Annotated in this window: 13 protein-coding genes; 5 read left to right on the top strand and 8 right to left on the bottom strand. The window is 70.5% G+C overall.

Going from position 1 to position 19,873, the window contains the following annotated elements:
• Window positions 1-37 precede the first annotated feature (37 nt).
• Window positions 38-1,687, top strand: coding sequence for an extracellular solute-binding protein (locus B1729_RS02385; protein ID WP_163617782.1), 1,650 nt, complete (start codon window positions 38-40; stop codon window positions 1,685-1,687).
• A 72-nt stretch (window positions 1,688-1,759) separates the two neighbouring features.
• Here the strand turns inward: B1729_RS02385 and B1729_RS02380 are convergent, their stop codons facing one another.
• Both B1729_RS02380 and B1729_RS02375 read right to left on the bottom strand, forming a co-directional pair.
• Window positions 1,760-2,737 (bottom strand): sugar-binding domain-containing protein, encoded by a 978-nt coding sequence (locus B1729_RS02380; protein ID WP_163617781.1) that lies wholly within the window; start codon window positions 2,735-2,737, stop codon window positions 1,760-1,762.
• Between the two features lie 261 nt (window positions 2,738-2,998).
• Window positions 2,999-5,611, bottom strand: coding sequence for an alpha-L-rhamnosidase (locus B1729_RS02375; RefSeq protein WP_163617780.1), 2,613 nt, complete (start codon window positions 5,609-5,611; stop codon window positions 2,999-3,001).
• A 130-nt stretch (window positions 5,612-5,741) separates the two neighbouring features.
• Here B1729_RS02375 and B1729_RS02370 point away from each other — a divergent pair, with 130 nt between their 5' ends.
• Window positions 5,742-6,572: an NAD(P)-dependent oxidoreductase gene (locus B1729_RS02370; RefSeq protein WP_163617779.1), complete on the top strand. Its 831-nt coding sequence runs from the start codon at window positions 5,742-5,744 to the stop codon at window positions 6,570-6,572.
• Window positions 6,572-7,699: a LacI family DNA-binding transcriptional regulator gene (locus tag B1729_RS02365; protein ID WP_163617778.1), complete on the top strand. Its 1,128-nt coding sequence runs from the start codon at window positions 6,572-6,574 to the stop codon at window positions 7,697-7,699. Before B1729_RS02370 ends, B1729_RS02365 begins: the two co-directional genes overlap by 1 nt.
• On the opposite strand, the gene B1729_RS02360 is transcribed toward B1729_RS02365, so the two are convergent.
• Genes B1729_RS02360 through B1729_RS02340 form a run of 5 tightly spaced genes read right to left on the bottom strand, consistent with a single transcriptional unit; the run spans window position 7,600 to window position 13,887 of the window.
• Window positions 7,600-8,655: a hypothetical protein gene (locus B1729_RS02360; RefSeq protein WP_163630500.1), complete on the bottom strand. Its 1,056-nt coding sequence runs from the start codon at window positions 8,653-8,655 to the stop codon at window positions 7,600-7,602. The two genes, B1729_RS02365 and B1729_RS02360, sit on opposite strands and share 100 nt — an antisense overlap.
• A 39-nt stretch (window positions 8,656-8,694) precedes the next feature.
• Window positions 8,695-10,797: a hypothetical protein gene (locus B1729_RS02355; RefSeq protein ID WP_163630498.1), complete on the bottom strand. Its 2,103-nt coding sequence runs from the start codon at window positions 10,795-10,797 to the stop codon at window positions 8,695-8,697.
• Window positions 10,794-11,621, bottom strand: coding sequence for a carbohydrate ABC transporter permease (locus B1729_RS02350; RefSeq protein WP_163630496.1), 828 nt, complete (start codon window positions 11,619-11,621; stop codon window positions 10,794-10,796). The genes B1729_RS02355 and B1729_RS02350 overlap by 4 nt, the downstream gene beginning before the upstream one ends.
• The gene (locus B1729_RS02345) at window positions 11,621-12,592 is read right to left on the bottom strand and encodes a sugar ABC transporter permease (protein WP_239539329.1); all 972 of its coding nucleotides are present in this window, start codon (window positions 12,590-12,592) and stop codon (window positions 11,621-11,623) included. Before B1729_RS02345 ends, B1729_RS02350 begins: the two co-directional genes overlap by 1 nt.
• A gap of 47 nt (window positions 12,593-12,639) precedes the next feature.
• The gene (locus B1729_RS02340) at window positions 12,640-13,887 is read right to left on the bottom strand and encodes an extracellular solute-binding protein (protein ID WP_163617774.1); all 1,248 of its coding nucleotides are present in this window, start codon (window positions 13,885-13,887) and stop codon (window positions 12,640-12,642) included.
• 167 nt (window positions 13,888-14,054) lie between these two features.
• Here B1729_RS02340 and B1729_RS02335 point away from each other — a divergent pair, with 167 nt between their 5' ends.
• Both B1729_RS02335 and B1729_RS02330 read left to right on the top strand, forming a co-directional pair.
• Window positions 14,055-15,566 (top strand): DUF4038 domain-containing protein, encoded by a 1,512-nt coding sequence (locus B1729_RS02335; RefSeq protein WP_239525856.1) that lies wholly within the window; start codon window positions 14,055-14,057, stop codon window positions 15,564-15,566.
• An 18-nt stretch (window positions 15,567-15,584) separates the two neighbouring features.
• Window positions 15,585-17,765 carry a beta-galactosidase gene (locus B1729_RS02330; RefSeq protein WP_163630494.1) on the top strand — a complete coding sequence of 727 codons (2,181 nt, stop codon included), beginning with the start codon at window positions 15,585-15,587 and terminating at the stop codon, window positions 17,763-17,765.
• Window positions 17,766-17,942: 177 nt separating this feature from the next.
• Here B1729_RS02330 and B1729_RS02325 read toward each other — a convergent pair whose 3' ends face one another.
• Window positions 17,943-19,793, bottom strand: coding sequence for a hypothetical protein (locus B1729_RS02325; protein WP_163630492.1), 1,851 nt, complete (start codon window positions 19,791-19,793; stop codon window positions 17,943-17,945).
• Window positions 19,794-19,873 lie beyond the last annotated feature (80 nt).

Here is a 19,873-nt window from a genome sequence, read left to right as displayed (position 1 = left end):
CCGGTGGCTCCCACCTCACGATGAAGAGAGGCAACACATGAATCGCTTCAACCGAACCGCGGCGGCTATCGCCGCCGGCGGGCTCGCGCTGACGCTGGGCGCGTGCACAGCGCAGCCGGAGAAGCCGGACGACGACGGCGTGATCAAGATCTTCAGTCCGCAGGGAGCGGATTCGGATCTCAACACGAACGAGTTCACGCTCTTCCTCGAGGAGGAGTTCGACGTCGACCTGCAGTTCGAGACGACCACGTGGGATGGGGGCTCCGCCTCGGAGGCTCGTCAGATCGCGCTCGCCAGCGGGAATTACCCGGACGCGTTCCTGATGATCCCGTGGGTCGATCAGTTCACCCAGGCGGAACTGATCAAGTTCGGAAACCAGGGTGTGATCCGGCCGCTGAACGATCTTCTCGAGGAGAACGCGCCCAACCTGGTCAAGGCGTGGGAAGAGACTCCTGAATGGGAGCAGCTGGCGACCTCGCCGGACGGCAAGGTCTGGGGGCTGCCTCAGTGGAACGACTGCTTCCACTGCAGCTACCCGTCGAAGCTCTGGATGAATTCCGCCTGGCTCGATGCCGTGGGCATGGAACAGCCGACGACGCCCGACGAGCTTCGCGCGGTGCTGACAGCCTTCCGCGACCAGGATCCCAACGGCAACGACCAGGCCGATGAGGTGCCGCTGTCCGGCACGCCAGGAGCCAACTCGGTGCTGCCGTACCTGATGAACCCGTTCGTCTACGTGCCGGCGGCTACGGCCGACGCCTCGATCCCTGCTTCCCTTGCTCTGGACGGCGACACGGTGACACTGCAGCCTGCCTCGGACGGATGGCGCGACGGATTGCGCTTCGTGAACTCGCTCTACGAGGAAGGTCTCGTCGACGAGTCCGCGTTCACGCAGAACCAGGACGCGCTCCTCGCCCTCGGAGACGTCGCCGGTGACCCGATCCTCGGGGCGGCCTCCGTCGGACACCCCGGTGTCTTCGTCACGATCGGTCAGGAGGATGGTCGTGACAAGCAGTACGACGCGGTCCCGCCGCTGACCGGACCGAACGGCTCGCCGGCTTCCGAGTTGCTCTCGTCGGTGCCTGGTGCGTCGCTCGTCATCACCAACAATGCCAGTGACGCGGACGCCGCGAACCTGGTGAAGATCGTGGACTGGATGATCGACTACGACAACCACCTTCGAGCCGAATGGGGTGAGGAGGGCGTCGCATGGGACCGGCCTGCCGCCGGCGATGTCGCGCTGGACGAGTCGCTCGAGCCCTTGTACCTGCGTCACCGGCTCAGTGGTGCCGAAGCCACGCAGAACGCCAACGTGGCCTGGGGTCCGCTTTCGCAGTACTACGGAAGCACGGAGTTCCGCGGCGCGCAGGTGGTGTCGGAGGACATCTACGATCTCGCCGGGTATGACCGGCGTCTGTTCGAGGCCACCGAGCCCTACGCGGCGAACAGCCCGGCCGAGGCCTTCCCGTACTGGAATCTCTGGATCTCCGAGGATGACTCATCCGAGCTGTCGACCGTGCAGACCAACGTCGAGTCGCTCGTGCAGCAGGCCAGCGCGGAGTTCGTGACCGGTGTGCGCGACATCGAGAGCGACGCCGACTGGCAGGCATTCCAGGACGCCCTCGCTTCGAACGGCAGCGATCGTTACGTCGAGATCTATCAGACGGCCTGGGACGCCTCGAAGTAGGAGCGCAACCGGCGAAGGCCTCCCGTCGAGAAGCGAGACAGCTTCACGACGGGAGGCCTTACGTCTCAATTCTCACCGCTCAGCGAGGGCCTCGGCCGAGCGCAGGTCGGTGACGAGCGTCGTGACCCAGTCGCCGGCGAGGGCGCCGTGGATCGCCTCGAGCTTGCGCTCGCCGCCGGCGATGCCTACGCGGCGCGGGATGCGGCGCAGGTTCTCCACCGTGATCGCGATGATGCGGTCGTCGAGCGCTCCGCGCACGAGCGAGCCGTCGCCGCGGAAGATGCGGTGGCAGATGTCGCCGACGGCGCCCTGCCCGAGAAGGTCCTGGCGCTCCTCGGCGGCGAACGCGTTGCCGCTCGTCGCGAGGACGTCGGACGGCTCGATGCTGCCGATGCCCATGATCGCCATCGTGAGCTCGTTCCAGTGCCGGGCGACCTCTTGCATCGAGGGGTCGCGCAACAGGCTGTCGCGGATCGCGGGGTCGCCGACGACGCCCGGCGCCTGCACGTACACCGGCTCGGCGCCCAGTGTGCGAGCGAGCTCGCCGAGGATGCGATTCGAGTGGCTCTGCGCCTCGGGTGCGCCCACGCCGCCGAGCAGCTGCACCACCTCGGTCGCACCACGGACGGTGAAGGGGCGCATGCGGTCGACCATCGCGAGGATGGTCTGACTCCACGACGAGACGCCGATCCGGTCGCTCCCCGAGAGCGTCGCCTCCAGGTAGGCGGCCGCTCCGGCCCCGAGCGACGCGAGCAGCTCGCCCTCGTCGGCGTCGTGGTCGACGTCGACCACGACGGCCTCCGCGAGCCCGTACTTCTCCTCGAGCTGCTCCTCCAGCTCGGCGTAGACGCCCGGAGCGACGGTGACGATCGTCCGCACGATGCCGACGGATTCCGCGCGCTTGAGCAGACGCGAGACCTTTGCCTGTGAGATATTGAGCGCGGCCGCGATGTCGGCCTGGCGCACGCCCCGCTCGTGGTACATGCGCGCGACCTTGGTGAGCAGGCGCACCTGGCCGTCTGCGGGCCGGGTGTAGGGCGTCAGGGGCACGGCGATCTCCGATCGTGGCGATCCGAGGGGGTGTATTCGGATTCGCTAACGAAAGGATATTCAGTCGGAGCCTGTGAAGCCAGCCCGAGTTCCGACGAAACGCCTGATCGGCGCCCAGAGGCGTACATGGCGGCGGGGCCGGTGGTGAGATCGCCGACCCAGGCTTGCGCGCGCGAACGATGCGGACTGCGGATGCCGCGCCGCGCGGCATCCGCAATCCCAGAGGTGTCAGAACTCAGACGTTCCCGTGCCGGGCCGGGATCAGCCGGCCGCCCCGACCTCCACCGGGACGTCGACGACACGGGTGTGGGTGCCAGGGCTCAGCCTCTCTTCGGGAGAGCCCTCCAGGTCGAGCACCGCCTCGGCGCCGACGGGCACCGTGACCTCGACGTGGATCTGCCCGTGCGTGGTGCGCCACGAGATCGCCGCCTCGCCATAGGCGGTGAGCTGGCGGGCCGAAGCTGAGGTCAGCCCACCGCCGGGGCGAGGGGCGAAGCGGATGCGGCGGTAACCGGGGGCATCCGGCGCGAGGCCGCCGACCACGCGATGCATCCAATCGGCGACCGCGCCGAGCGCGTAGTGGTTGAACGACGTCATCTGGCCGGGGTTGACCGTGCCGTCGGGGAGCAGCGAGTCCCACCGTTCCCAGACCGTGGTCGCCCCCTGCTCCACCTGGTAGAGCCACGACGGGCACTCTCGCTCGAGGATCAGGTCGTAGGCGGTCGGCACGTGCCCGCCCGCACTGAGGGCGTCCGATACGAGCGGCGTGCCCACGAAGCCGGTCGCGATGCGGTTGCCAGCCTGGTGTACGAGCTGAGCGAGTCGTGCGGCCGCGGCATCCCGTTTCTGCGGATCGGTGATGAGGTCGAACCGCAGGCCGAGGGCGTACGCCGTCTGAGCATCGCTGGTCATGGTGCCGTCGTCGTTCACGTAGGCGCCGTCGAAGGCGGCCGCGACCTCGTCGGCGAGCGCGTCGTAGTGCGCCCGCTCGTCGCCGAGCCCCAGCACCTCCGCCATGCGCGCGACGGTGCGCGCCGACTTGGCGAAGTAGGCCGTCGCGACGAGGTAGCGGTCGGTGAGTGCGTCGGCCGGGTCGTCCGGCGGGGCGGCCGGGTCGAGCCAGTCGCCCAGCTGGAAGCCGGTGTCCCACAGCCGCGAGCGGCCCGAGAGGCGTTCGAGCAGATCGACCCAGCGCCTGGCGCTGTCGAACTGGGTGCGCACCACGCCGACGTCGCCGAAGCGCTCGTACAGCGTCCACGGCAGCAGGGTCGCGACATCGCCCCACGCGGCGCCCGGTCGCATCGGCGTCCACTTGTCGACGGCGGGGATCACGGGCACGTACCACGGCACGGTGCCGTCAGGGAGCTGCTCGATCGCAAGGTCGCGCAGCCAGCCCGACAGCATCCCCGACACGTCGTACAGCGTCGAGGCGGTGGGGCCGAAGACCTGGATGTCGCCGGTCCAGCCGATGCGCTCGTCGCGCTGCGGGCAGTCGGTGGGGATGTCGACGAAGTTGCCGCGCATGCCCCAGAGAACATTCTCGTGCAGGCGGTTCAGAGCAGGGTCGGACGACTCGAACCACCCGGTGCGCTCGAGGTCGGTGTGGTACACCCGGGCCACCAATGCGCCGGCTGCGGCATCCGCGTCCAGGTCGCCCGGCCAGCCGGTGACCTCGACGTAGCGGAAGCCGTGGAAGGTGAACCGCGGCTCCCACTCCTCGACGTCGCGGCCGGCGAGCGTGTAGTTGTCGGTCGAGCGCGCCGCGCGCAGCGGCCGCGTGTAGATCTCGCCGTCCTGCATCACCTCGGCGGTGCGCAGCGTCACTGTGGTGCCGGCATCGCCCGAGACCCGGATGCGCACGCGGCCGACGAGATTCTGCCCGAAGTCGAGGATGCGCGAGCCGCTGGGGCCGGCGAGCACCGCGATCGGCCGCAGCTCCTGGGTCGCCCGCACCGGCGGAGCCGTCGGCGCGACGAGGGTGGCGGGGTCCCGGTGGCGCTCCTGCACCGCTTCCCAGCCGGAATCGTCGAAGTCCGCTGTCGACCAGCCGGGCTGCTCCTCTCGCGCGTCGTAGTCCTCGCCGTCGTAGAGGCCGCTGTGCAGGATGGGGCTCGGCGCCGAGCGCCACGACGCGTCGGTCGCCACGACCTCGCGGCTGCCGTCGGCATAGGTCAGCTCGAGCTGGCCGAGGAAGGACTGGTCGTACCCGTAGACGTTGCGGAAGCCGCCGCGCCAGCCGAGCCGGCCCCGATACCAGCCGTCGCCGAGCCAGGCGCCGAGCGCGTTCGCTCCGGGCCGCACCAGGTCGGTGACGTCGTACGTGTAGTACCGCAGGCGCCGGCCGTACACGGTCCAGCCGGGCGAGAGCGTGTCGTCGCCGACGCGCTCGCCGTTGAGCTCGGCCTCGTAGACCCCGTGAGCCGTCGCGTAGAGCCGTGCCCGCACGATGTCGTCGCGCACCTCGAACCCGCGGCGCACGAGCGAGGGGCGGCGCTCGTCGGAGTGTGGGTTCTCGTTGCGGAAGGCGCCGACCGGACGCGCGACCCAGTCGCCGGGCTCGAGCAGGCCGGCTTCCAAGACGGTGGGGACGGATGCCGCAGACCACGCACCGTCCTCACCCCTGACCGCGATGCGCACCGTGACGATCTCGCGCGAGCGCAGCGGGGCGGCCGGCCAGTCCACGAGCACCTGCTCGGGCGAGTCGACCACGTACGTCGTGACGTCGCCGTCGCGATCGACCTCGACGGAGAACGCGGTCTGCCGCCAGCCGGACGGCGCGGAGGCGACGCGCCACGAGAGGCGCGGCATCCGCTCGCCGATCCCGACGGGCTCGCGGTGGTGTTCGATGCGGGGTGCGTCGACGGTGACGGACATCCGTGCTGTCTCCTTGCGCTGTGGCCGGGGCGTTGCGAAACGTTTCAAGATGGGAGTTTGACACCGATTTCGAAACGTTTCAAGTACGCTGTCGAGGGAGCCGTGACCCCGGGCGGCAGAGGAGGATTCGATGACGATCGGTGTGACAGGCAGCGGCGGCAAGCTCGGCCGCGCGGCGATGGAGCGACTGCGGGCCGACGGGCACGACGTGATCGGCTTCGACCTCGCCGGAACCCCCGGAACGGGCTTCACCCGCGTCGACCTCACCGACTTCGGGCAGACGCTCGACGCGTTCCTCTCGGTGACCGCGCGCCACGACGGACTCGACGCCCTCGTGCACCTCGCGGCGATCCCGGTGAACGGCCTGGTGCCGGATGCCGCCACCTTCCACAACAACATGACCGTGTCGTTCAACGCCCTGTTCGCGGCGCATCGCGCGGGCATCCGCACGATCGTTCTCGCCTCGAGCATCACCGCGATGGGCTTCCCGTTCGAGGAGGCGCCGCCGGCGCTCCCCGTCGATGAGACGTACACCAGCGCCAACAACACGTACGGACTCGGCAAGGTGGCCGAGGAAGCCATCGCGGCCCAGCTCGCGCGGTGGCATCCCGAGACCTCGATCACCGCCCTGCGGTTCACCAACGTGGTGGCCGGCGACGAATACGCGACGTTCGACCGCGCGGCCGAGCCGGACTACCGCCGCGACCTCGTCGGCTCCTGGATCGACGCCCGCGACGGCGCGGTGGCGGTGGCGCTGGCGCTGGCGGCGGCGCAGCCGGGCTTCGAGGTGTTCAACGTGGCCGCGCCCGACTCGGGCAACGCGCAGCGCTCACGCGAGGTCGCGGCGCGCTGGTTCCCGGGTACACCCATCGCCGAAGACCTCGGCGAGTTCGAGTCGCTCATGTCGACGCGGAAGATCCGCGAGCGACTCGGCTTCGCCGCCGAGCACGACTGGCGCTGATGGCGCCGGCGGGCATTCGGGACGTCGCGGCGCTCGCGGGCGTCTCGATCGGCACGGTCTCGAACTACCTCAACCACCCCGACAGGCTGTCGGCGGCGATGGGCCGCCGCGTGGCGGACGCCATCGACACACTCGGCTTCGTGCCGAGCAACGCGGGCCGCCAGCTGCGACTGGGCGTGAGCACCGTCATCGGCTATCTCGCGGCCGACATCGGCAATCCGCACTTCGGCGAGATCGCTCAGAGCGTGCAGCACCGAGCCGCAGAGCTCGGCCTCTCCGTCTTCCTCGCCGATTCTCAGGCGGACCCCGCGCAGGAGGATGCGTACCTCGATGCCTTCGCGCAGCATCATGTACGGGGCCTTCTGGTCGCCTCGCACCATCCGGTCGAAGAGCGGCTCGCGCTGCTGCGCCGTCGCGGCACGCCGACCGTCCTCGTCGGCCAGCGGGCGCAGTCGCCCGAGCAGCCGTCGGTGTCGGTCGACGAGGTCGCCGGCGGTCGCCTGGCCATCGCTCACCTCGCGGAGAGCGGATGCCGCCGCCTGGCGTTCGTCGGGGGGCCCGACGACGTCGTGTACGTAGCCGCGCGACTCGATGGAGCGCGTGCCGAAGCTCGCGCCCGCGGCGTCGACCTCGAGGTGATCGCGGTCGGCGAGCGCTCGCTCGCGTTCGGACGTGAGGCGGGAGCGGCGATTGCGGCGCGGCCAGCGCGGGAGCGACCCGACGGGATCTTCGCCGTCAACGACCTGCTCGCGCTCGGGATGCTGCGGGAACTCGTAGCGCGCGGCATCCGTGTGCCCGAGGAACTGGCCCTCGTGGGCTACGACGACAACGAGTTCGCCGAAGCGTCGCTGATCCCGCTGACGAGCATCAGCCGCCGGCACCGGGACGTCGGCTCGACGGTGGTCGACATGCTCTTCGAGACGCTGGAGGGGCGGGCTCTGGCGCAGATTCACCGCGTGCTCCAGCCGCGGCTCATCGTCCGCGAGAGCACCGCTGGCTTTGCGGTCCGGGGGCGTCTGAGCGGCGCTCAGCCGGCGGCCGCCGGAGCCACAGGGACCGATTCCATCGGCGCTGCGACCACCGGCGACCAGGCAAGCGCGATGCCGCGCATCTCGGGCTGGGAGTAGCCGCCGATCGCGACGGGGGCGCCGAGGCGCTGCACCGCGCAGTAGTAGTGCTCGAGGCGATCGCCGGTGCGGATGACCGCGGGCTTGTGCGCGTGCCAGTCGTCGAGCGCGCCGGCCTCGCCGGGTGCCACGAGCACGGTCGGTGACTTCGTCCAGGCGATGAGGTCGGGCGAGGTGGCGAGCAGATCGACCGCGGGGCCGCCCGCGCACAGCCCGAAGTAGAACATCAGCCACGTTCCGTCCGGAGCACGCAGCACGAACGGGTCGGAGGCGAACCGGTCGTCGGGGGCGCCTGCAGTGCCGACGGGCAGCAGCGGGGCATCCGATACGCGGTGCCACGAGGCGAGGTCGTCCGACACCGCGGCGCCGGTCTGCTCGATCCAGCGACCGGTGGCCCGGTCCTTGGCGTTGTAGAAGAGCCAGAACCGGTCGTCATGGCGCAGCAGGTACGACTTGTACAGCCCGCCCCGCTCCCAGGCACCGCCGTGCTCGGGACGGAGCAGATCGCCGACCTCTTCCCATTCGACGAGGTCTCGGCTGCGGACGAATCCGATGACGGCCGAGCCCTGTTCGTAGCCTGCGTCGGGGTACGCGTGATAGGTCCCGTAGTACCAGCCGTCGATCGGGAGAAGCTCGCCCGCGCCGTACAGCTCGGTATCTCGCAGGATCGAGGTGAGCGCGGCGTTGTGGCGTCGGTGGGCCGACGCGGGATCACGCGGGAACACCAACTGCGGCGCCGACCACTGCGCGCCGTCGTGCCACGCGAGCCCGGTCTGGTAGCCGCGGCCGTCCCACCCGACGACCGTCATGCCGAGCGCGCCGTCCTTGCGGAAGACGAACGGGCAGTCCACGCCGTGGCTGTTCCAGTCGCCCGCCCGGTGGGTGGGGGCGACGACGAGAGCTCCGCTTTTCGCGGTCGGACGGACGCTGTCGGCGAGATCGTGCACATCGATCATTCGGTGTCTCCGTGAGGTGAGATCGGGGTCGACGGGGGATCAGGGCCGCGGCGCGAAGCCCTCGGCCCGGATCGTCCAGCCCTCGGGAAGTCGGTCGCGCGGGCTGCCGTCGTCGTCGGTCGCGAGCATCGCGATCGCCGCGAGCAGACCGCCGTTGCCGGGCAGGTACAGCGGCAGGCGGTTCGGCACCTGGAAGTTGTGCCCGTTCGACAGCGAGCGGTTGCGGGGGAGGTCCGTCAGCAGCAGATCGAACGCGGTGTCGAGACGGCCGAGTCGCACCGCGCACATCGCCAGCAGCGGAAAGTCCCAGCCCCACGTCGAGCCCCACTCCCACGCCTCGAGCACGTGGTCGAGCGTGTTCGCCATGACCTCGGGGTCGACGAGGCGGGTCGGCGGGACGAAGCCGTACGCGCCGACGAGCGACGGATGGTCGAAGAGCGCGGTCTGCCCCCGCACCGCCTCGTACCGACCGTTCGCGACAGGGAGCGGCGCGATGCCGTCGACGGCGCGGGTCCATGCCTCGGGCACGTCGCGGCTCTGGCGCCGCCGCCACTCGCACGCGGTCTGCAGCGCCCACAGCACGTAGGCGAGCTCGAATGTCGGGTCCCACGTGGTCGCGGCCTCGTAGCGCTCCTGCGCCGGCATGAGCGGCGGCGCGAGGTGAGCGGTGCCGTCCTGCCACCACACGAGGCCGGCGAGGAACTCGGCGGTCTCATCGACAAGTTCCGCGTACTGCTCGAGCACGCCGGCATCTTCGTCGCGGGCGTGGTAGATGAGCTCGGCGAACGAGATCGGGTGCGGCTGCTGCCACAGCAGCAGCGGTCCGATCTCGTTGGGGCTCTCGACCCCCTCCGGCCCGACGTGCTTGGGCCAGCGCGCGCCGGGGTAGCCGTTGCGGTACGCGTTCTCGCGGGCGACCGGCAGGATGCGCTGGTACCACGCCAGACTGCGTTCGAGAAGCGCCGGCCGGCCCCACATCGGGAAGTGCGCGGCGTGCCACCAGTGCATCTCGAGGTGGAACGTGCCGCCCCACGAGTTGCAGACCAGACCGCTCTCCTGGGGCGGCAGCGAGCCGGCGCACTGAATCGCGGTCAGGTACTGCGACAGGACGATCCGTCGCTCGAGCTCGTGCGCGCGCGGGTCTTCTGATCGCGACAGGTCGACGAAGGCGCCCTCGCTCCAGTACGCACGCCAATGCTCCACGGCGGCCGCGAAGGTCTCGTCGGCGGTGGGGAGGGGAAGATCGGATGCTTCGGGCCCGAACTCGACGACGAGCTCGATGTCGTCGGCCTCGGGCACGAGGTCGATCGAATGCCGCGCGGAGGCCGAGACGCGGCATCCGCTCGCCCGCACCCGCACGGTGTACGACGCCTCGTCCACACGGCGGGTGATGCGCACGATGCCGTCGTGACCGACCTCGACGTCGGTGGAGTGGGCGCCGGGGCGGGTCCAGTCCTCGTCGGCCTCCCAGGTGTCTTGGATGGTGGCGAACGAGATGCGCAGCGCCGCCGCGCCGCCGGTGAAGAGCTCGGACGACGCGGAGACGGCGAGGATGTCGCGGTCCGGGTGCACGGCGGTGCGCGTGCGCGTGCGGAGCCCGCCGAGGGCGAACGTGCTGTCGAGCAGTCCGCTCCACAGATGGAGCGTCTGGGCGGTGCCGGTGAGCTCGCCGGGATCGGAGACGGGCTCACCGGTCACGGGATGTCGCAGGACGTAGGCGACGCGCCCGAGGTGGAGGCGCTGGGGGTTCACCCAGTAGTAGTAGCCCGCCGGCTGCAGGCGACGGGCCTCGGCCTCGGTCAGGCGCCAATCGTAGGTCGTCGGGTAGTCGACGGGCGAGCCGTCGGGTCGCTCGAAGCGCACCATCGTGTCGTCGAGCGTGAGCCCGGCGGGATTGGGGGCCCAGTGGAACGCCCACTGCGCCTGGGTTCCCAGCGGCGTCGCGCTCCGCGCGTCGGCGCGCGCCGCCGCACGGCTGTGCCAGTCGGCGAACGTCTGCAGGCCCGTGGCATCGGCGGTGAAGCAGAACTCGCCGTTGCCCACGGTGAGCGGTGCCTCCGCATCGACGCGCGTTCGGCGGATCCGATGCCGGTCGACGACCGCGTGTCTGTCGATCGCCGCTGCGGGGTCGATGCTGCTCATCCTTTGACCGCGCCTGAGGTCGCGCTGCTCATGACCTGCTTGCGGAACAGCAGGAAGACCACGATGAGCGGCAATGTCGCGAGCAGTGTCCCCACCATGACGACGGGGTAATCGCTGGTGCCGTAGTTGCCGTTGAGCTGCTGCAGCGCAACAGGGAGTGTGTACAGATCGGAGTCGTTGAGCACCAGCAGCGGCCACATGTACTCGTTCCAGTTCCACATGAACTGGAAGACGGTGAACCCGGCGATGGCGGGGCGCAGCGCCGGCACGCCGACATGCCAGAACACGCGCAGGAACCCGGCTCCGTCGACGCGGGCCGCCTCGATCACCTCGTACTGCACGGCCTCGCGCGCGGCCTGCCGCATCCAGAAGATCCCGAAGGCGCTGGCAGCGCCTGGCACGATGAGCGGCAGGTAGGTGTTCAGCCAGCCCAGGTCGACATAGATCTGGAACATCGGCACGAGCATCACACCGGTGGGCAGCGTCATGGTGGCGAGCAGGATGCCGAAGAGCCAGTTGCGGCCCGGGAACCGGTACATCGCGAACACGAACCCGGACAGCGCCGCGATCGTCACCGTGACCAGCGTGGCGATCACCGAGACGACGACGGAGTTGAGGAAGGCCTGGCCGAAGTCGATGCTCTCGAAGAGCCGCCCGATGTTCTCGAAGAGCTCGGGTCCGGGGATCAGCCGGGGAGGGCTCGAGAAGATGTCGGACGTCGTGCTGGTCGACATGACGATCAGCCAGTAGAACGGGAACGCGAACAGCGCGGCGGCGGGGATCAGAACCAGATGCTGCAGCCAGGCGCGACGAGGGGTCTTCATCACATCTCGTTTCGGCGTCGGGCGATGACGCGGGAGTTGAGGATGGCCAGGAGGATCAGCACGACGAAGATGCCCCAGCCGATGGCGGTTGCGAAGCCGAGGTCGGGTCGCACCGTAGGCAGCGTCGCCCCCATGTAGCCCACCTGGAGGAACATCAGCGTCACGACGGAGTTGCCGGGTCCGCCGAGGCCGTTGGTGAGCACCTGCGGCTCGGTGAAGATCTGAAAGCCGCTGATCGTGCCGGTCACGGCGACGAAGAGGATCGTCGGCCAGATCATCGGAACCGTGATGGAGCGGAGGATGCGCCACGGCCCGGCGCCGTCCAGGCGCGCGGCCTCGTACAGCGACGGCGGGATCGACGAGATGCCGGCGAGGAAGATCACCACGAAGTAGCCGAAGCTGCGCCAGAAGATCATGAGCGCGACCACGAGCCGCACGCCCCACTCGGTGGTCATCCAGGGAACAGCCGACAATCCGATCGCCTCGAGGAACGCGTTGATGATGCCGTACTCGTTCGAGAAGACGGACTGGAAGACGATGGCCACCGCGACGACCGAGGTCACCTGCGGCAGGAAGAACAGGGTCTGGTAGAGGCCCTTGGCGCGCAGCCTCGGCGAGCTCAGCAGTGCCGCGGCGCCGAGGGAGGCGAGGATCACCGGAACCTGTGCGATCACGAAGATGATCACGGTGTTGCTCAGTGCTCCCGCGAACTCGCCCGAGCTGAACAGGCGCTCGAACTGTTCGAGGCCGACCCATTCCGGCTCGCCGAGGCCGTCCCACGAGACCATCGAGAGGTAAACGGCGAACACGAGCGGGAAGAGCCCGAACACCGCGAACAGAATGTAGAACGGCGAGATCGCCAGATACTCGCGCCAGTAGTGCAGCAGTGCCGGGCGACGGCGTCGGGATGGCGGCACGGGTGCCGGCGTCGTCGAGGGCGGAGTCGCCGTCGAAGTTGCGGTCGAGGTCATGATGCTCCCTGGAAGGCGGGGGCGGCGCGCGGCCGCCCCCGCCGGTGTCACTCGGCGGAGTTCTTCTCGACGAGCGAGGAGTACACCTTCTCGGGGTCGTCGTCGTTGAACGAGAGGTCGTTCAGCGCGACGAAGAACTGCGAGGCGACTGTTCCGCTGTCGGGCGCCTGGTAGACCAGCGGCGCCTCCACGGCGGTCTGTGCGAGCGCGCCGAGCGTGTCCTGACCGCCGTAGTACTCCTGCGGCGAGGCGGCGTCGGGGTCGGCGGCCACGCCGGTCGACGCCGGGAAGAGGCCCTTCTCGAGGTAGCCGATCTTCTGGAACTCGGTGCCGCCGATGAACGCCGCCAGCTCCGCCGCGGCCTCGGGGTGCTCGCTCGCCGACAGCGCCGAGACGAACGTTCCGCCGGTCGCGGCGGCGCCGCCCGGAACAGTCGTGACGCGCCAGTTGCCGGACTGCAGCTCGCCCGCGGACTTCAGCAGGCCGTCCTCCCACGCAGGCCCCACGAAGCCGACGATGTCCTCCTGCGTCAGGGCCGCGTTGAACTCGGGCGTGTACGGCTCAGCGTTGGCGCACAGGCCGTCCTGCGCGAGCGAGGCGGTCTCGACGAACGCGTCGTGCGAGATGGGCGAGTCGACGATGTTGACGTCCTCGCCGTCCTCCTGCTCGAAGTACGCGTATCCCTCCTGGGCCAGGCGCGCCTGGTAGACCTGGCCGGCGTGGTCGCACACGAAGCTGCCGGCTCCCGCCGCGGCGGTGGCGAGCTCGCGGTAGGCGTCCCACGAGTCGACGGCCGCAGCGACCTCTTCGGGCTCCGTCGGATAGCCGAGCGTCTCGAGCACGTCGGCCCGATAGAAGAAGCCCCACGGGCCGATATCGGTGGGGAGCGCAACCTGACGACCGTCGGGCGCCTGGCCGAGTTCGAGGCCCCACTCGACGGCGTCGCTCTCGGCGGCCTGGTCAGACAGGTCGACGAATTCGTCGGCTACCGTGAAGAACGACGGCAGGCTGCCGCCCATCATGACGACGTCGGGCAGGCCGCTGCCCGAACGCAGGGCCGCGCGAAGCTTGTCTTCGATGTCGGGGATGTTCTCGAAGGTGATGTCGTAGTCCGGGAACTGGTCGGCGAGGATCTGCTCGACATCGTCGGGCACCGAGTTGCCTCGGGCCCACAGGGTGAGCGCCACGTCTTCGCCTGCGTCGCCGGCGCCCGAGCCGGCTGAACTGCAGCCGGCCAGCAGGCTGACGGCGAGGAGGCCGGCGGCGCCGGCTGCGATCTTGCGAGAAACCTTCATTGTCTTCTCCGCTTCTGGAATGTCCGGGTGGAGTGAGCGCCCCTGCCAGCCGTTTCGGGTGTTACCGGTAACAACCGTGGAGGGTGCATGTTCATTCATCTCCTGCAGATTATGCACGACTTTGGTACGTTTCAATAGTCGGTGACGATCGCCGTAGATTCGGAAGGATGACGATGTCCCACTCGCTGTACCGTCCTGTGGAGCTGGCGTTCGAGGCGCCGTCCGCTCTCGCCGTCGGCCTGGAAGCCCCGCTCACCGTGACCTTCCGGCACGCAGATGCCGGCGATATCGCGGTGCCAGGATTCTGGGACGGCGGCACCACCTACCGGGTCCGCTTCGCACCGGACTTGGAGGGGGAGTGGTCGTGGATGACCGAGAGCGCGGATGCCGCGCTCGCGGGCCGGACCGGCGCGTTCGAGGTCTCACGCGGCGCCGAGCACGGGCCGGTGCGCGTCGCCCACCGCTTCCACTTCGCCCACGCCGACGGCACGCCGTTCCGCCCGGTCGGAGCGACCGCGTACAACTGGCTGCACCAGGACGAGCCGCTGTTCTCGTCGACCGTCGACGCGATCGCCGAGGCCGGCTTCAACAAGTTCCGGTTCATGGTGTTCCCACAGGGCGGCGGCTACATCGAGCATGTCCCGAGCCTGATGCCGTTCGAGAAGACCGACGGGCGCTGGGACGTGACCAAGCCGGTGCCCGCGTTCTTCCAGCGCCTCGACCGGGCCGTCGAGGCGCTGGGTGAGCGCGGCATCCAGGCCGACGTGCTCATCTACAACGCCTACGACCGCGGCCAGTTCGGTCTCGACGAGCTCACCGAGGAGGAGGATGCCGTCTACCTCCGCTACCTCGTGGCGCGCCTGGCCGCGTACCCGCACGTGTGGTGGTCGCTCTGCAACGAGTTCGACCAGCTCGAGCGCCCGGCCGACCGCTGGGACCGCACCGGCGCGCTGCTGGCCGAGATCGACCCGTACGATCATCTCCGCTCGATCCACAACTGGATCGAGCTGTACGACAACAACCAGCCGTGGGTGACCCACGCGTCCCTCCAGAACGGCTCGGCCACGACGGACTTCGGGCGGGCCAACCTGTACCGCGACGTGTACGGCAAGCCGGTCGTCCTCGACGAGATCAAGTACGAGGGCGACATCCCCGACCGGTGGGGCCACCTCAGCGCCGAGGAGCTGGTGCATCAGTTCTGGATCACCACGGTGGCCGGTTGCTACGCCTCGCACGGCGAGAGCTTCGTGACCGCCTCGGGGAGCCTCCACATGGTCGAGGGCGGGCCACTGCGGGGCGCGTCGCCCACGCGGCTGGCGTTCCTCCGCCGCGTCCTCGAAGGGGTGCACGGCGCAGGGCTCGATCCCATCGACAAGTGGGACGACCCGGCCTTTGTCGCCGGCATCCCGCGGCAGCTGTACGTGCAGTACCTCGGTCGGTCGGCGCCGGCGACGTGGGACTTCCGGCTGCCGATCGGGTTCCCGGGCGAGCGGCCGGAGCCGGGCGACACCTTCGACGTCGATGTCATCGACACGTGGAACATGACGGTCACGCCCGTCGGCCGGCGCTTCACGCTCGACGACGTCCAGCGCAACGATGCGTACGACCGGGCCTCCGCAGCCGTCGAGCTGCCCGCCGGCGAGGCGCTGGCGCTGCGCATCACGCGCGTGGCGGGCTGACCCGTGGCAGACTCGCGCGTGCCAGGGGCGCCTGACGAGGGCCGGGCCGCGGCATCCGATCGCCTGAAAGCCTGGCGGGGCGGCCCCCGACTCGGGACGGCGTACTACAACGAGTACCTGCCCGACCCGTCGCGGCTCGAGACCGACCTGCGACTCATGACGGATGCCGGCATCACGTGCATCCGCGTCGGTGAATCGGTGTGGTCCACGTGGGAGCCGCGCGACGGAGAGTTCGATCTCGAGTGGCTGACGCCCGTGCTCGACGCGGCGCACGCGCACGGGATCGACGTGATCCTCGGCACGCCGACCTACGCCGTGCCGCCGTGGCTCGCGCGGTCACACCCCGAGCTCGCAGTCGTGCGCAAGGACGGCAGCACCGTGCCGTGGGGCGGCCGCCAGGAGGTGGACTACACGTCGGAGCTGTTCCGCGGCTACGCGGAGCGTGTCATCCGCGCGGTGATCGGCCGGCATGGCCGGCATCCGGCGGTCATCGGCGTTCAGCTCGACAACGAGGCCGGCCTGCATCTGATCCACAACGACCACGTCGTCGGACGATTCCGCGACTGGGTCGCGGACCGCTACGGCGATGTCGACACGCTCAACCGCGCGTGGGGGCTGACGTACTGGTCGCACCGCATCGCCGAGTGGGACGAGCTGTGGGCGCCGTCGGGCAACACGACTCCCGCCTACGACCTCGCCTGGCGGCGGTTCCAGGCCGAGCTGACCGCGGACTTCATCGGCTGGCAGGCCGACCTCGTCCGCCCGCTCGTGGCCGACGACACGTTCCTCACGACCTGCATCGCCTACCAGCGCCCGGCGATGGACGACGTCGCCGTAGCTGCGCGGCTCGACATCGCCAGCGGCAACGCCTACTACCTGTCCCAGGACGCGATGGACCTCGAGCGCGAGGGCGCGGGCGGCCAGTGGTACGCCGACGACGTGCCGCAGTTCGTGCTCATGGCCGACCGCATGCGGGCCTCTCGGCAGGAGCCGTTCCTCGTCACCGAGACCGGTGCGGCCTCCATCGGCCCCGCGTGGCTCACCCGCCCGCCGTACGACGGTCAGCTCGCTCAGGCGGCGTGGCTGCTCGTCGCGCGCGGGGCGCGGCTCGTGTCCTACTGGCACTGGCACACGCTGCACTCGGGCGCCGAGGTGCACTGGGGCGGCATCCTCGGCCATGACCTCGAGCCCGGGCGCATCCATGCCGAGATCGCCGCGATCGGCCGGCAGTTCGCCGCGGCGGCGCCGTGGCTGACGGATGCCGAGCCCGACGCCGACGTCGGTCTCGTGTACGCGCACGACAGCGAGTGGATGATGGCTTTCGAGCCGCCGCTCGCGCGCGGCGCCGATGCCGACCGCGGCGCGTACGCCCGGATCGTGGGCGCGTTCGGTCGCGCAGCGGTCGATTCGGGGCTGCAGGTCGGATTCGTGAACGAACGGCAGCTGCCCGACGCGGGCGAGCTTGTGCGGCGGTTCCCGGTGCTCGTCGTGCCGGGGCTGATCGCGGCATCCGATCCGACGCTCGAGACGCTCGTCGAGTACGCCCGTCTCGGCGGACGGCTCGTGATCGGCCCGCGCACCGGGTATGGCGACGACGAAGGCCATATGCGACTCGAGCGGGCGCCCGCGATCGTCGGACCGGCGGCCGGTGTCGGCTACCGGGAGTTCGGGGCGCTCGCCGAGCCGATCGAGGTTGTGCGCGACGGCGCGGTGGTCGGCACCGCGCACGGCTGGGCCGACGGGCTCCAGCCGGACGGCGCCGACGTCGTCCTGGGGTACCGGCATCCGCTGTTCGGCCGATGGGGGGCGGTCACGCGCCGCGAGGTCGGTGCGGGCGCGATCACGACGGTCGGCACGCTCCTCGACCGTGCGACGCTGGCGGACGTGATGACGGATGCCGCGGCCCACGGATCCGGGCGCGATGCGGCCGTGGCTGCTGCGAACGCCGGTGCCTCCGCCATCCTCGCGGCGCGCCCGACCTCGGTCACCGCGCACTCCCTGACAGGCGCTCAGGGTCGCGTGTGGGTGGTGCACAACTGGTCACCGCAGACCCGCACCGTCCGGGTCGCGGCGGACGCGGCATCCGTCCTGGATGACGCGGTGCACCGGGCGGGCACGGAGGTCGAGCTCGCACCCTGGGATGTGCGGATCTGGCGCGAGGCGCCGGCCGTCACGGCGTCGAACTCACACGTCGTGTGACCTCGGGCGCGGCACGGCGTCGAGCTGAATCAGTTCACTTGCGCTGAACGTACGCCCATCGGCCGGTTTCGCGTACGTTCAGCGCAAGTGAACGGGGGTGAGCGGGGACGGCGGGAGCGGGCGGCGGGAGCGGCCGGCGCGTGGAGCGCGGCGCGTGGAGGGTGGGGGCAGCGACGGTCAGAGCGGCAGGAACGACCCGGGCAGCACCTCGGCGGTGCGGGTCGCGCCGCCGGGAAGCTCGACCTCGACCCGGCGCGGGCGATCGTCGAGGTTGGCCACGAGGACGGTGTCGCCGCCGGCGGTGCGGGCGCCGAGCGCCCAGACGAGACCGTCGGGGGAGTCGCCGCGTAGGCCCGTCGCGCCCGCCAGCGCGGCGAGTGCCGAGACCGCGGCGAGCACAGGAAGGGCGGTGCCGTCGGCCGTGCGGACGCCGCGCGGCCCCCACTCCTCGAAGTAGGCGAGCGTGGCAACGCCGGGCACGGCGAGGGCCGCGGCGCTGGCCACGGTCCACGCGGCGAGCTGCGGTGCCGACTGCCGCACATCGCCGGCGTCGAGCAATGCCGAGCCGTAGCCGTCGCGCAGGTCGTCGTGCGCGGGCATCGGCGGGGGCGTCGTCGCCACGTCGTTGAAGTGCGGACGCAGGGAGATCGGGCCGACGTGCACGGGGAGTCCTGCGGCGATGCCCACACCCTGCGTGGCGACGATCCGCTGCATCGGCAGCGCCTCGATCAGCTGTGCGGTGCTGAGGCTGTGGAACAGCGGCGTGCTGCTGAACACGATGCCGGCGAGCCCGCGTGGCAGGCGATGGTGCTCCCGGTTGAGTTCCGTGAAGTGCGAGCGCACTCCGCCCACCACGGCGATGTCGAGACCCGCCTCGGTCAGCGCGTGGCGCAGCCGGGCGATCGCGTCGAGATCGGAGACGTGGCGCGCCGGGCCGGTGGGCGGGAACGCGGTGACGCGCACGATCGGGAGGCCGCGGAGCGCGTGCACGGCCTCGTCGATGCTCGAAGGGTCGGAGTCGTCGAGCACGAAGCGCACGTCGAGCGCAGCAGCAGGCCCCTCGTCTCGGGGACGCTCGCTCAGCGAGCTCGGATCGGTGCGGGCGTCTACGCCTCGCTCGCGCTCGCTCGGCGACTGGGGGCGGGGGTCGGCGGGATGCCGGCCTGCCGCGCGACCGAGGGCCGCGCGCCAGTTGCGGGTCGCGAGGTCGAGCTCGACGAGCACCGCCGCAGGCCAGACGCCGCCGTCCGCCGGCCACCGGTCCGCCGGGGCGGGGTCCGGCGCCGTCGAGGCCGCGACGCCGATCGCGGGGAGCGGGGGTCCTTCCTCGAGCCGGATGCGGGTGACGGGATCCGGAGCTGTGGCCGTGGGAGTGCCCGACACGGCGACGTCGATCGCCTGCACGACCCGTTCGCCGGCGGCGACCGTGTACGGGAAGGGCAGGGCGAGCGGGCGGCTGTAGGTCTTGTACGAGGCATCCGTCCAGTTGCGCTGGTCCTCCATCTCGAAGACGTCGCCGGTGAAGCGCATGTCGAGCTCGAGCCCCTCGTGCGACCACGACAGGCCCGCGATGTCGAGAGCAGGCTGATGCGGGCTGATGCGCTCGGGGAACCGTGAGTGCGCGACCGCGCCGTCGGAGTGCCGGATGTGCAGGCCCACGCCCGCCAGCGCGGGCGGGTGCAGCACGACGAGACCGGTGCGGTTGGTCGCAAAATCCGTCTGAGACTCGAGGTCCGTGAGCACCCGCAGGCGCCCGGGCCCGCGCACCTCGGCGCGGACGATCCCGCGCAGGTCCGAGCCGAGGCCCGTCGAGTGCACGTGCAGCGTCAGTGCGAGGTCGGATCCGTCGACGCGGTCGACGACCAGGCCCGCCGTGTCCCAGTTGCGGTCGCGCACCACGGCGCGCACCGACCGCAGCACGACGTGACCGTCGTACGCGATGTCGGCGAATTCGTCGTCGCGCAGCTCGAGCGACCACGGTCCGCTCCGCCACGCGGTCGCTGGTGCGCCGCTCCACACGTCGGTCATGCGCTCCATCCTCGTCTTCGGCGTGCCGATGCGCCTCCCCTGTCGTGTTCCGCACGCCCAGCGCGCCTATGGCGCCAGGG

This window comes from Microbacterium sp. B35-04 (genome assembly GCF_010634885.1).
In the GTDB taxonomy this organism is placed as follows: Bacteria; Actinomycetota; Actinomycetes; order Actinomycetales; family Microbacteriaceae; genus Microbacterium.
This window is presented reverse-complemented; position numbering and strand designations above follow the sequence as displayed.

Coding starts and splice junctions, on each gene's coding strand:
- B1729_RS02385 (WP_163617782.1), top strand. CDS start 38: ATGAATCGCTTCAACCGAACCGCGGCGGCTATCGCCGCCGGCGGGCTC.
- B1729_RS02375 (WP_163617780.1), bottom strand. CDS start 5,611: ATGTCCGTCACCGTCGACGCACCCCGCATCGAACACCACCGCGAGCCC.
- B1729_RS02370 (WP_163617779.1), top strand. CDS start 5,742: ATGACGATCGGTGTGACAGGCAGCGGCGGCAAGCTCGGCCGCGCGGCG.
- B1729_RS02365 (WP_163617778.1), top strand. CDS start 6,572: ATGGCGCCGGCGGGCATTCGGGACGTCGCGGCGCTCGCGGGCGTCTCG.
- B1729_RS02360 (WP_163630500.1), bottom strand. CDS start 8,655: ATGATCGATGTGCACGATCTCGCCGACAGCGTCCGTCCGACCGCGAAA.
- B1729_RS02355 (WP_163630498.1), bottom strand. CDS start 10,797: ATGAGCAGCATCGACCCCGCAGCGGCGATCGACAGACACGCGGTCGTC.
- B1729_RS02350 (WP_163630496.1), bottom strand. CDS start 11,621: ATGAAGACCCCTCGTCGCGCCTGGCTGCAGCATCTGGTTCTGATCCCC.
- B1729_RS02345 (WP_239539329.1), bottom strand. CDS start 12,592: ATGACCTCGACCGCAACTTCGACGGCGACTCCGCCCTCGACGACGCCG.
- B1729_RS02340 (WP_163617774.1), bottom strand. CDS start 13,887: ATGAAGGTTTCTCGCAAGATCGCAGCCGGCGCCGCCGGCCTCCTCGCC.
- B1729_RS02335 (WP_239525856.1), top strand. CDS start 14,055: ATGACGATGTCCCACTCGCTGTACCGTCCTGTGGAGCTGGCGTTCGAG.
- B1729_RS02325 (WP_163630492.1), bottom strand. CDS start 19,793: ATGACCGACGTGTGGAGCGGCGCACCAGCGACCGCGTGGCGGAGCGGA.